Here is a 12,614-nt window from a genome sequence, read left to right as displayed (position 1 = left end):
GGCAAGGTCGATCGTCGTGCGCTGATGGCACGCGAGCGTCCCGCCGCGCAGGACGATGCGGATCGGGCGCTCGCGCCGATCGAGGGCCTCGTCCGACGGACCTGGGCGGAGGTGCTGGGACTGAGCACCGGCGAGATCGGCGCCGAACGTTGCTTCTTCGAGCTCGGCGGCGACTCGATCGGCGCCAACATCGTCGTGCGCGCCCTCGCGGGGCACGGCCTTCCGGTGGACATCGCCGACGTGTTCGAGGCGAGCACGGTCCGGGACCTCTCCCGCGCCATCCTGGCCAAGGCGCCGGCCCTTCCCCCGGAGCTCGCGCCGGACGCGACCGGGCCCGGCGGCACGGGCATCGACGGCGGCGGACCCGACAGGAGCCGACGGGCGTCCTTCGATCTGCCGCCCGGGGCGCTGGCTTCCACGGCGGCGCGAGTCGAGGTTCTGGCGCGCCTCCTCGCCGCTCTCGGGACGGCGCTGCGGATGGCCACCGGTGCATCGGTGTTGCGCGTCGATCTCGTCGGCCATCCCGATCTCGAGGTGGGGACGCGACGGCACACCGCGGCCCCCGTCGCGCGGCTGGCGCTGGAGGTCGGGAGCCTCGGACGGCTCGCGGAGACCGTCGGCGCGGCGCATCGCGCGCTCCGCCAGGCGGCGACGAACGTCTTCGCGAGCGACATCGCGATCGCACGATCCGCCGGCCGTGCGGGGAAGACCGCGGCCGTCGCGCTGACCTTCGCCGATGCCGACAGCGGCGGCGCGGGCACGGTCGAGGCGGCGCGGCGGGAGCACCCGGCCGCGGCCACGCCCGGCGTCCGGGTCGTCGCCTCGACGACCGCGGGGGCGATCGAGATCGCCGTCGAGGGCGCCGACGAGGCCGCCGGCGATGTGGCGCCGGAGCTCCTGCTCGAGAACTTCGGCTTCGCGTGGGAGCAGGCCCTCGGCGTCGCGCCGCTCCCCGCTCCCGCGGCACAGCCCGCGACCGGCCGCCCGCCGTCCGTCGAGCCGTACAACGACGTCTACTACAAGGACTGCACGTCTCACGCGCTCCTCACCGCCTTCCGGCATTTCGGCGGGGACCCGAACGCCGTCCTGGCCGGCTGCACCTCCGCCTGCGAGGTGTCCGAGAGCGCCTCCGAAGCCCTGCGCGTGCGCGTGCGCTACCTCCGAGCCCGCCCGGACGAGGACGTCATGCGCGAGGCCGGGGTGGCGGTCGACCGGGTCGCGCCGCGCGGGCGGCTCGTCGAGGCGCTGATCGCTCTGCTCGACGCCGGCGACCTCGGGGTCGTGAAGCTCGACTGCTACCACGTCGAGCGCAAGGAGGAGCTCTTCGGCCTCAAGCACGGCGAGCACACGATGCTCGTCGACGGCTACGATCGCGCCGCGCGGCGGTTCCACGGGGTGGACAGCGACGCCTCGGACTCGGCGCACTACCGGCCCGTCACGATCGGCTTCGAGGAGATCGAGCGCGCCTGCGCGGGCTACGAGGCGTTCTTCGACCCGCGCGGCACGCAGGCGAGCCTGCTGCGCGTCTCCCGCGCGGCCGGCTCCGCCGTGGCGGCGGGCCGGAGCGGCGACCTCGCCCGCGTCGCCCACGAGACCTACGCGCGCTTCCTGCCCGAGCGCAGGGCCGCCCGCGCGGCCTGGCTGCGGCTCGGCCCCGCGCTCGCCTCCCTCGAGGACGGCGCCGACGCGGGTGCGCTCGTCGCCTGGAAGTACACGATCGGCAACCTCGTCGCGGCGAAGCGGCTCGAGGCCCACACGCTGGGCGAGATCCTCCGCGACGAGCCGGCGGCCGCCTCGGCTCGGCGGATGGTGGAGGCACTCGCCCTGGTGCACGCCGTCCTCACCAAGCTGCAGATGACGCGCAGCCGCGACCCGCACCGGACGCGGGCGCTCGCCGCACGCCTCGACGAGATCGCGCGCCTCGAGGCGGCGCACGTCGAGGCTCTCGAGACCCGGGTGGGCGGCCGATGATCGAGATCAAGCTCGTCGACATGCCCTTCGCGGGCATGCACATGCCGTCCCTGGGCCTGACGCAGCTGAGGTCGGTGCTCCTGCGCGAGCACGGCGCGCGCGTCCGCGTGACGATCCACTACCTGAACCAGGACTTCGCCCGCTACTTCGGTCGCGATCTCTACCGCTTCCTGAGCGACGACGGCATCACGACCGTCACCGGCCTCACCGACTGGCTGTTTCGCCACGTCGCCTTCCCCGACGCGCCGGACAACACCGACGAGTTCCTCAGGCGCTACCGCAGATCGCTCGCGCTCCCGGATGCGGCGATCGACGACCTGCTCGGCAAGCGGCGCGGGATCGCCCGCGTGCTCGACGACCTGATCGCGCGCGACCGGCTCGACGAGGCCTCGATCGTCGGCTTCACCTCCATGTTCGACCAGACGACCGCGTCGATCGCCATGGCGCGCCGCTTGAAGGACCGGTCGCCCGGCATCGTCACGGTGCTCGGCGGGGCGGCGTGCGAGCCGGCCGCGAGCGCCGTTCTCGCCCGGCGCGCGGAGCCCCTCGACTTCGTCTTCGCGGGCCCCGCGCTCGCGTCGTTCCCCGCCTTCGTCGCGCACCGGCTCTCGGGACGCGAAGCTCTCTGCCACGAGATCCCCGGCGTCTACTCGCGCGCGAACTGCGACGCGAAGCGCGGCGAGGTCGGCGTCGAGACCGGCATCGACGATGTCCTCCCCCTCGACTACGACGACTTCCTCGCCTCGCTCTCGGAGAAGCTCCCGAACGTCGAGCCGGAGCTGTTCGTCGAGACCTCGCGCGGCTGCTGGTGGGGGGAGCGGCTGCACTGCACGTTCTGCGGCCTCAACGGCACGTCGATGACGTATCGCTCGATGAGGCCCGAGAAGGCGCTGGCGCAGTTCCAGGACCTGTTCCGGCGCTATCCCGGCGTGAAGCGCTTCTTCGCCGTCGACAACATCCTCGACCCCGCCTATTTCGAGGGCGTCTTCGATCGCCTCGACGCGCCCGACCACGTCAGCATCTTCTACGAGACGCGGGTGATCGACGAGGACGCGCACCTGCGCTCGCTCGCGCGCGCCCGGGTCACGCGCATCCAGCCGGGGCTCGAGGCGCTGTCGAGCGCGCAGCTGAAGCTGATGGGCAAGGGCTCGACCTCCTTCCGCAACGTCCGCTTCCTCAAGGCCGTGCTCGCGCACGAGATCCACCCCGAATGGAACCTCCTGCTCGGCTTCCCGAACGAGGACCCGGACGTCTACGCGCACTACCTGGAATGCATCCCGTCGCTGGTGCATCTGCCGCCGCCGGCGGCGAGCTTCCCGGTGCGCTTCGATCGCTACAGCCCCTATCACAGCCGCCCGGCCACCTTCGGGCTCGACCTGCAGCCGATGGACTTCTACCGGCTCGTCTACCCGTTCCCGGACGACGAGCTCGCCGATCTCGCCTATTTCTTCAGCGACCGGAACCACGACAACGCATACTTGCGAAACCTCTCGCGGTGGCGCCGGCACGTCGACGCCGCCGTTCGGGCGTGGATCGGCCGCTGGTCGCGGGGCGGGCCGCGGGAGAGGCCCGTGCTCGCGCTGGCCGCGAGCGGCGAGGAGGTCGTCGACACGCGCTTCGACGTCGAGACGCGCCACCCGCTCGAGGCGCACGACCGGCTCGTCCTCGGGCTGCTCGAGCGGCCGCTGACCGAGCGCCACGTCGTGGAGAGGACGGGGCTGGCGCAGGGCGTCGCCCGGCGCGTGCTCGACCGCCTGAGCGCGGCGCGGCTCCTGTTCCGGGACGGCGATCGCATGCTGAGCCTGGTGACGCCATGAGCAAGGCGATCGCAGACCGCTCCGCCGACGCGGCGAGCATCCGCTACCACCCCCCGATCGCCCGCGGCGCCTGGGGCGACGAGGGGCGCCGCGTCGGGACGGGACCGCTCGCGCTCTACCTGCACATCCCGTTCTGCGAGAAGCGCTGCCACTTCTGCGAGTTCGCCATCGTCACCGGGCGGAGCGTGACGCGGGCGCTGATGGACGCCTATGTCGTGGCGATCAAGGCCGAGATGACGGCGTTCCGGGCCCGCATGCCCGATCCGCGCGCACCCATCGAGACGATCCAGCTCGGCGGCGGGACACCGACCTCCCTCGACGCGGACGCGCTCGAGGACCTGCTCGCTTTCGTGTTCGAGACGTTCGCGTGCGATGCGCTGCGCGACGTGATCGTGGAGGGCTTCCCGACATCGCTCACCGCGGATCGGCTCGCTGTCCTGCGCCGCGTCCCCGGGCTGAAGCTCAACATCGGCGTCCAGTCGTTCGACCCGAAGCGGCGCGGCGACGTGGGACGCGATCACGACGGCGATCCCGCCCGCGCGATCGCGCGCGCCCGCGACGCCGGCATCGAGTCCGTGGGCATCGACCTCATCTTCGGGCTGCCCGGCAGCACGTCGGACACGGTCCGCCGGGATCTGGAGACGGCACGCGATCTCGCCGTGGAGCACCTCGCCTGCTACCCGCTGTGGGTCTACGACCGCACGGCGCTCGGCGTGCGCGTCCGCACGGGCAGCGTCTCGCTCCCCGACGACCGCCGGAGCCAGTTCCTGCTCGCCGCCGACCTCGCCGCGCGGCTCGGCTTCGAGCGATACACCGCCTTCCATTACGCGACGACGCCGGCCGCCAGGCACGTCTACGGCCTCTGGCAGATGGAGGCCCGCGACTGGGTCGGCTTCGGCATGTCGTCGATGAGCCATCTCGACGGCGTGATCTCCTTCAACGACCGATCGATCAAGGAGTATGTCGGGCGCGTCATGGAGGGACGCACGGAGCCGGCCGCGCCGCAGCGCCTCGCCGTCGACGACCGGATGCGCTTCTCCCTGCTCTACGGCCTGCGCCTGCGCCGCTTCCCCCGTGCGGCCTTCGCGGAGCGCTTCGGCATCGAGGTGGAGGAGGCGTTCGGGCCGCAGCTCGACGTCCTGTCGCGCCGCGGGCTGATCGCGCGAGAGGCGGGATCGTTCGGCCTCACCCTCGACGGCGTCCTCGAGCTCGGAGCGATCGAGGAGATGCTCGGCGGCGCCGGCCTCGCCGCGTGCGCTCCCGAAAGCGACGCGCCATGACGCACGACGACCCGAGGACGACGCGCCGAGCCGCCGCCGATCTCGCGCTGGGGCTCTTCGTCGTCCCGCTGCACTTTCCCGAGCGGCCGCTGGCCGACTGCTGGGACGACGACCTCGAGATGCTCGTCGAGGCCGACCGGCTCGGGTTCTCGGAGGCCTGGATCGGCGAGCACTACTGCATCCGCTGGGAGAACATGCCGGCACCGGAGCTGCTGATCGCCAAGGCGCTGGCGCTGACCTCGCGGATCCGGCTCGGGTCGGGCGTGCACGTGGTCGGCTATCATCATCCGGCGATCCTCGCGCACAAGATCGCGGCGCTCGATCATCTCTCCCGCGGTCGCTTCATGTTCGGGATCGGGCCGGGCGGCACCCCGTCCGACTTCGAGATGATGGGGCTCGAGATGAAAGGCGCCGAGTCGCGCGAGCGCATGGTCGAGGCGATCGACATGATCACCGCGCTGTGGGACGCCACGGAGCCGTCGACCCGGGAGGGACGCTTCTGGACGCTCACGGTGCCGGCTCCCAACCCGAAGATGTCGTGGCAATACCACATCCGCCCCTACCAGGCGCCGCACCCGCCGATCGCCGTGGCGGGGACGTCCCCGCGCTCGCAGACGCTGCGCTGGGGCGCCGCCCGGGGCTACCTGCCGCTGAGCTTCTTCGATCTCAACGTCGAGATCCTCCGCTCGCATCGGGACGTGATCGCCGAAGGCGCGCGGGAGGGCGGCTCGGCCGTCGCATACCGGGACTGGCGCATCGCGCGCGTCGTCTACGTGGCGGAAACGGACGACGAGGCCCGGCGGCACGTGCTCGAGAGCTCCATGCCGCGTGCCTTCCGCGAATACTTCCGGCGCGTGTTCTTCCTCGTCGGGGGGCTGGGCGCCGTGAAGCACGACCCCGAGGTGCCCGATGCGGCCGTGGACGTCGGCTACATGCTCGACAACGCCTGGATCGTCGGCGGCCCGGAGACGGTCGCCCGCCGGCTCGAGGCGCTCTATCGCGAGGTCGGCGGCTTCGGTACGCTCCTCGTCGCGCATTTCGACACGCATCCGCACCCGGAGCGGTTTCTTCGCTCCCTGGCCCTGCTGAGGGAGGAGGTGCTGCCCCGGTTGCGGCTCGAGGGCGCCGCGCCGCCCCACGCGGAGGCGGCGGCGCCGACGCAGCCGGCTGGAGGCACGCGAGCATGACAGAGAGACACGCCGGATCGTGCCTGTGCGGCGCGGTGAGGATCGAGGTCGAGGGTCCCCTCCCCGGCCCGGACGCGTGCCATTGCACGATGTGCCGCAAGATCTCGGGGCACTTCCTGGCATCCACCGACGTGCAGAAGGAGGCCGTGCGCGTCCTCGGCGAGGAGCACGTCGGCTGGTTCCAGTCATCGGAGAAGGTCCGCCGCGGCTTCTGCACGCGCTGCGGCTCGACGCTGTTCTGGGACCCGATCCACAAGGACACGATCGCGGTCGCCATGGGAGTGTTCGATCCGCCCACCGGCACGCGGCTGCATCGGCACATCTTCGTCGCCGACAAGGGAGACTACTACGACATCACCGACGAGCTTCCGCAATCTCCGGACTGATTGGTGGCGCTCCGCGTGCCGGACCTCCGGTGCGTTGCGATCGGAGCCGATCGGTCGAGTTTCAACGGGACAACTCAGGAGAATTAGGTCATCCTCCGTTGTGGTGGTGCAATCGCGTCCGTGGCCCGGGTCGGGGTCGAAGGGTCCAGCCGTCGAAGGACCCGAGGGGTCGAAGGGTAGGAGGCAGAGATGGAAAAGAGGAGTGCGTTCGATACGAGCACGTCGCCTTTCGTCGAGACGCTCGCGGAGAGCCGTGTCGCCAAGGTGGAGCGCGTGGTCGCCCGCGGCCAGCGGTCCAAGGAGAACTTCTACTGCCCGCAGGAGGCCAGCGACTTCCTCGTGCTGCTCAAGGGCGAGCTCGAGCTCGAGTACGAGGGCGAGAAGGAGCCCGTGCTGCTCGGGCCGGGCGACTTCATCGTCACGCAGCCCGGCCAGAACAACCGCGTCTCGCGCACGAGCGAGGAGAGCGAGACCGTCTGGCTGAAGGTCTCCTTCATGGGCAAGATGCGCCCCGGCATCTTCCCGAGCCCGGACGCGCGCAAGGAGCAGCCCCGCGGCCGCAACATCTTCGCGGAGACCGCGGTCATCGAATCGCTGATCGAGACCGAGGAGGTGCGCCTCGAGCGCGTGATCTCCCATGGCCAGCGCTCCGCGGCCGCCGCGTGCACGCAGGGCGTCCACGAATGGCTCGTCGTGCTCAAGGGCGGGACCGTGCTCGAGCTCGACGGCGAGAAGCGCCGCCTGGGACCGGGCGACCACGTCTTCATCCCCGCCGAGATGAAGAACCGCGTGGCCGAGACCGCGACGTTCGACGAGACGATCTGGCTCGCCGCCTACTGGAAGTCCGACCCCGATCGCAAGACGGCCATGCAGGCCCGCTTCCCGGTCTCGACCGGCTATTGAGAGGTGCGCCGGCCCCGACGGTCGCGCGCGACCGTCGGGGCCGGTCCGCCCCTCGGCGCTACGTCTTCTCCGCCACGAGGAAGAAGCCGCGCCGGTCGGCGTACTCCGTGTCGAGCTCGACGACGCGGAACCCGCACAGCTCCAGCAGGAGCTCGATCTCGGATGCGGTCAGGTAGCGGAAGGGAACCTCCACCACGACCTCGCGCACGGTCTCGCCGCCCGCGAGCTCGGCGTAGGTCGCCGTCCAGTGCTGGACCTGCGTGTAGCGGTCGTTGCGCAGCCGCATCGTCATCAGGTAGGCGCGTCCGTCCGGCGTGCGGAACCGGGTGAACTCGGTGAGCTCGTCGCGGTGCACGAGGTCGAAGCGCGGCTGGAAGAAGTCGGTCATCAGGCGCCCGCCGGGCGCGAGGTTGCGGTGGCAGCTCTCCAGGAGCGCGCGCTGGAGCGCCCTGTCCGGCAGGGCGATGAGGATGCCCTCGGGCATCACGATCGTCTCGGCCGGCTCGGGCGCCCTGTACGTGAGCGCATCGGCCAGGACCTGCTCGACGCGCCCTGCGACCTGCGGCTCGACGTCCCGGAGCTTGGCGCCGAGCACGTCGTGCATGTCGGGCGAGTTGTCCACGCTCGTCACGCCGTAGCCCCGCGTCGCGAGCGGGATCGTCAGCATGCCCGTCCCGGAGCCGAACTCGAGCACGGACTTGGAGCGCCCCTCGAGGTGGCGGAAGTAGGGTGCGTTGAAGCGGTCGAGCTCGCGCGTGCGGCCCTGGCAGAAATAGGGCGAGTGATCGTAGATATCCGCGAGGAAGGCGTCGTAGGCGGTCATGGTGCACCCCCCTGCCGCGCCGCCGGGCCGGGCTCAGCGCCGGCCTCCATCAGGCCGGCCAGCTTCTCGACCGTGAGATCGTCGAAGACGTCCCAGAGCGACAGCTCGTATCCGTAGTCCTCGTCGAGCCGGGCGATCAGCAGCATGATGGCGAGCGAATCCCCGCCGGCATCGACGAAGCAATCCGCCGGGCCGACGCTCTCGTTGCGCAGGATCTCTCGCCAGAGGCCGAGCAGGCGCGACCTCGGGTCGGAACCGGCGGCATCCGGCTCGGCCGGGCCGGCGGGCGGCGGCTCCAGCGCGGAAGCGGGCGCAGGGGCGTCCACCGGCCGCGCGTCGCGCGCTCGGGCGAGGCGTGCGCGGTCGACCTTGCCGTTGAGGTTCACGGGAAGGGCTTCGTGGCGCACCCAGACGTCCGGCACCATCGCGCGCGGCAGCCGCGCGAGGAGCTCGCGACGCAGCGCGGCCTCGTCGACGGGCGCGTCGGCGACGTAGTGCAGGACGAGGATCTCGGGGCCCGCGCCCTCGTGCGCGACGTCGGCGGCGCAGTCGCGCAGGCCGGCGTGGCGGACGACGGCGGCGTCGACCTCCCGCAGGTCGACGCTCACGCCGCGCAGCTTCACCCGGTCGTCGCGGCGGCCCACGAACGTGATCGTGCCGTCCGCGGCACGCCGGACCAGATCGCCGGTCCTGTAGCCGACGGGTCTGCCGCCGGCCCGCGTCGGCGGGGGATCGAAGGCGGCATTCGCCGCCTCGTCGCCGAGGTAGCCGAGCGTCGCGAACGCGGTCTCGATCCACAGCTCGCCGACCTCGTCCGCCGCGCAGGCGCGCGACGCGTCCGCCATCACGCGCACCGAGGCGCCGTCCATCGGGTGCCCGATGGGAACGCTGTCGCGGTGAACGTCTGCCGGCGTGATCCGGTGGGCGAGCTTGGCCAGCGTCGTCTCCGTGGGTCCGTAGAGGTTCACGAGCGCGATGCGCTCGCCGAAGGCCTCGTACCAGGGCGCGAGATCGGCGCCGCGCAGGACCTCGCCCGCGATCAGGACGTGCTCCAGGGCCGCGAAGCGCCGCCCGGCGATCCCGCCGTGGCACAGGTGCCGGAAGAGCGTCGGCGTGCAGTGGATCGTCGTGATCCCCGCCTCCTCGATCCACGAGCCGAGCGCCGCCGGCGAGAGGATCGTCGCCGGATCCGGGGGGATGCAGATCGCACCGCCCGCGACGAGAGGCGTGAAGACGTCGCGCAGGAAGGGGTCGTGCCCGGGCGAGGTCAGCTGCGCGACCCGCGCCCCGGCGTCGAGGCGCAGCGCCTCGATCTCCCAGCGCACGAAGTGGAGGAGCGAATCCGCCCGCCCGAGGATCGCCTTCGGCCGCCCCGAGGTGCCGGAGGTGAAGTAGACATAGGCCGGCCTCGCCCCCGCGGCCTCGAGCAGCGCGGCGACGTCGAGCGGCGCATCGCCGCCGGCGACCTCCGGCGCGAAGAGACCGTCGGTGCAGGGCAGCGCGCGGACGCGCTCCCCCAGCACCTCCCCTAAGCCGCCGGCGAGCCCGTGCTCGACGAGGACGAAATCGAGCCGCGCCGTTTCGGCCAGCGTCGCCAGCCAGGGCAGCGGGTGCGCGGTCTCGAGCGGCACGAAGACGTCGCCCCGCTGCAGGACGGCGAGCGCGGCGGCGATCAGCACGGCGCGGTCGCGCGCGTAGACGCCGACGTGGGCCCCGCGCGCGGCACCGGACCCGACGCCGGCGGCGATCCTACGCGCGGCCGCGGCGAGCCCCGCCCGCCCGACGGTCCGGCCGCGCGCCAGGATCGCGGGCGCGTCCTCCGGCGCCGCGCCCACCGGCGCGATCCGGGTCTCAGGCCACGGCGTGGCGTGCCGGTCGTCCATGGCGAACCTCCTCGATGACGAGCCGCCGGGAGAGCGCCCGGAGGATGTCGTGGCCGTCCCAGACGAGCGAGAACACCATCGTGCGCCCGAGCGGCACGATGCGGTGCCCACCGCGGGTCCCGCTCTCGCGGATCATGGCGGCGATCGCGTCCGGCGCGACGCCGAGATGGGAGATCGTCTGGCAGCGCCGCCGCAGCAGGGGGGCGACGTCGCGCAGGTCCCGCACGGCGCCCTCCACGAAGACGCCGCCGCCGGGATGATCGTCGAGCAGATCGGGGGTGAGCGCGTCGCACCACACGCGCGTGACCGGCTCCCGCTCGCCGAGGACGGCGGCGGCGCGCCCGCTCGCGAGCAGCGCATAGGCGAACTCGAGCCTCCGGACCGCATGGAGCGCCGGGCCGTCGTAGCGTGCGGCCACGACCTCCGAGACGCAGCGCCAGAAGCTCGCGCGCGCCTCCTCCACCCCCTTCCCGAGCCAGATCACCGCCCGCGGCGCGGCGCAGGAGGCCTGGTCGCTGGCGTAGACGTCGGCGTAGAAGGCGTCGGCGAGCGCCGGCTTGCGGGCGCTCGCGTTCCAGGCGTCGGCGTCGACGAGCACGATCGACTGGCGGTCGGGGAAGGCCAGCTCCGACGCGTCCGGGCGCAGCGGCGCCCGGCGGATGTCGGCGATCGTCGCATCGCCGCCCCAGAGGACGCGCACGTCGCAGGCCGCGCTCAGCGCGCGCGTGACGTCGACGGCCTCGCGCGGGTAGCGCACGCAGGCGACGTAGCCGCGCATGGCGCGGTGAGCGGGAGCCTCCAGCAGCCGCGAGAGCCCGTCGCACAGATGGGCGACCTCGGGAAACGGCCGGGACGGCAGCCGCACGACATTGGCGTTGCCGGCGAGGAGGCCCGCCGCGAGGCTGTAGGCGAACATCGTCGGCACGTTCGCGGGGGCGATGTGGAAGGCGAGCCCGCGGCCGACCCGCATCGCGGCATCGGGGTAGTCGTCCCGCGCCCGGGTCGCGCGGCGGACCCACGACGCGAACGCGACCACGTCCGGGACGGCGCGCGTGGCCCGATCGTCGAGGATGAGCCGCGCGAGGTCGTCGAGGAACCCGGTGACGGCCTCGGCGAACACGGGGAGCGGGCGTGCCTCGTCGCCCATCGCCGTGCCGAGGTCCCCCACCTCCACCGTCGGGGCGTCAGGCGCGAGCGTCGTCATTGCCGCATCCCTTCGGCGCCGCGGCCGCGAGCCGCCCCAGCACGCTGAAGCGCTTTCCCCGGCGGCCGCAGCCGCAATCGTCCTCCCCGTGCACGACCCCCTCGTCCTCGGTCAGGAGGCTGTGGCCGGGATACGACTGCGGGAGCACGGACAGGACCTGGACGATGCCCGGCTCGCCCACGGGGGCCTCCGCGAGATCGCACGGACGCCGCACGACGACATCGGAGAAGCTGCTGCAATGGAGCATGCCGCGCTCGCACTGCACGAAGATCGACCCCGCCTGCTCGACCATGCCGTAGTAGTTGTGAACCCGCGTCAGGTTGGCCCGAGCCGCCGCGAGCGCACGGAACGCCTCGTCCGTCACCGGGTCGCCGTCGCCGCTCTTGCGGCCGCCGCCGTGGACGAGAATGCCGCCGCCCATGTCCCAGGTGCGGTCGTTGGCCTCCATCCACCCGAGGAGCCGGCGCCAGACGATGCCCGTGAAGCCGAAGACGAGGAAGCGCCGTCCGGCGACACGCCTCAGGAAGCTCTCGATCGCCTCCGGATCGGGGCGCATGTCGGGCCCGAGCGCGAACGCGACCTCGCTCGCGAACAGGCGAAAGCCCTGCAGGGCGACCGCGCGGCCCGCGACCTCGCCACCGGCGGGGACCTCGTCCGCAGCATCGACCACGAGGAGCGGCAGGCGGTCGCGGCCGACGAGATCCGAGACGATGGCGCCGAGCGCCCGCATCTGCAGGAGCGCCGTAGCGCGATCGAGGTGGATGCGCGCACGCGCTCCGCCGGACGTCCCGGACGAGTACAGCGTCCGGACGATCTCGCGCGGCTCCACGCTGACGAGATCGAGCCGCTTGAAGAGGCCGGCCGGGACGAACGGCACGTCGGCCAGGCCCGTCTGCGGCGACGTTCGGGCGGCGGTGCCGTCGAGCATGCGCGCATAGCCCGGGCACCGCGCGGCGTGGTGCCGCGTCAGGTCGAGGAGAAGGTCGCGAAAGACGGTGCGTCGCCACCCGCCGCCCCGGGAATAGGGAGGTTGCCGGAACAGTGCATCCCGTTCGTGAGGCTCCTGCATCGTCACCTGCCCGGACGATCGGCCTTCGGCTGATACAACGACGAGGCTACACGTGAACGCCGTCGGCAGCAACGCCCACGCGGTTTCGCTC

10 protein-coding genes are annotated in these 12,614 nt (G+C 72.4%); 6 read left to right on the top strand and 4 right to left on the bottom strand.

Annotated elements, in window-relative coordinates; translation table 11 throughout:
- The first annotated feature begins 24 nt into the window (after positions 1-24).
- From G407_RS0110440 to G407_RS30390, 6 genes are all read left to right on the top strand, one after another.
- The gene (locus G407_RS0110440; protein WP_245259074.1) at positions 25-1,971 is read left to right on the top strand and encodes an acyl carrier protein; all 1,947 of its coding nucleotides are present in this window, start codon (positions 25-27) and stop codon (positions 1,969-1,971) included.
- Positions 1,968-3,788 carry a RiPP maturation radical SAM C-methyltransferase gene (locus G407_RS26980; RefSeq protein ID WP_043539518.1) on the top strand — a complete coding sequence of 607 codons (1,821 nt, stop codon included), beginning with the start codon at positions 1,968-1,970 and terminating at the stop codon, positions 3,786-3,788. The genes G407_RS0110440 and G407_RS26980 overlap by 4 nt, the downstream gene beginning before the upstream one ends.
- Complete coding sequence (locus G407_RS0110430; protein ID WP_029030758.1) at positions 3,785-5,068, top strand: coproporphyrinogen-III oxidase family protein; 1,284 nt, start codon at positions 3,785-3,787, stop codon at positions 5,066-5,068. The genes G407_RS26980 and G407_RS0110430 overlap by 4 nt, the downstream gene beginning before the upstream one ends.
- On the top strand, positions 5,065-6,255 hold the full coding sequence (locus G407_RS26975) for an LLM class flavin-dependent oxidoreductase (RefSeq protein WP_052341210.1): 1,191 nt from the start codon (positions 5,065-5,067) through the stop codon (positions 6,253-6,255). The genes G407_RS0110430 and G407_RS26975 overlap by 4 nt, the downstream gene beginning before the upstream one ends.
- On the top strand, positions 6,252-6,641 hold the full coding sequence (locus G407_RS0110420; protein WP_029030757.1) for a GFA family protein: 390 nt from the start codon (positions 6,252-6,254) through the stop codon (positions 6,639-6,641). Before G407_RS26975 ends, G407_RS0110420 begins: the two co-directional genes overlap by 4 nt.
- A gap of 189 nt (positions 6,642-6,830) precedes the next feature.
- Positions 6,831-7,544, top strand: a complete 714-nt coding sequence (locus G407_RS30390) for a cupin domain-containing protein (protein ID WP_052341209.1) — start codon at positions 6,831-6,833, stop codon at positions 7,542-7,544.
- Positions 7,545-7,602: 58 nt separating this feature from the next.
- Here G407_RS30390 and G407_RS0110405 read toward each other — a convergent pair whose 3' ends face one another.
- From G407_RS0110405 to G407_RS0110390, 4 genes are read right to left on the bottom strand one after another with little or no spacing between them, the layout of a single operon-like run.
- On the bottom strand, positions 7,603-8,367 hold the full coding sequence (locus G407_RS0110405; RefSeq protein ID WP_029030756.1) for a class I SAM-dependent methyltransferase: 765 nt from the start codon (positions 8,365-8,367) through the stop codon (positions 7,603-7,605).
- A complete protein-coding gene (locus G407_RS0110400; RefSeq protein WP_029030755.1) occupies positions 8,364-10,250 on the bottom strand; it encodes a non-ribosomal peptide synthetase in 1,887 nt (628 codons plus the stop codon). The genes G407_RS0110405 and G407_RS0110400 overlap by 4 nt, the downstream gene beginning before the upstream one ends.
- Positions 10,219-11,454, bottom strand: coding sequence for an acyl-CoA reductase (locus G407_RS26960; protein ID WP_052341208.1), 1,236 nt, complete (start codon positions 11,452-11,454; stop codon positions 10,219-10,221). Before G407_RS26960 ends, G407_RS0110400 begins: the two co-directional genes overlap by 32 nt.
- Positions 11,435-12,523: a LuxE/PaaK family acyltransferase gene (locus G407_RS0110390; RefSeq protein WP_029030754.1), complete on the bottom strand. Its 1,089-nt coding sequence runs from the start codon at positions 12,521-12,523 to the stop codon at positions 11,435-11,437. The genes G407_RS26960 and G407_RS0110390 overlap by 20 nt, the downstream gene beginning before the upstream one ends.
- Positions 12,524-12,614 lie beyond the last annotated feature (91 nt).

Source organism: Salinarimonas rosea DSM 21201 (assembly GCF_000429045.1).
GTDB lineage: Bacteria > Pseudomonadota > Alphaproteobacteria > Rhizobiales > Beijerinckiaceae > Salinarimonas > Salinarimonas rosea.
This window is presented reverse-complemented; position numbering and strand designations above follow the sequence as displayed.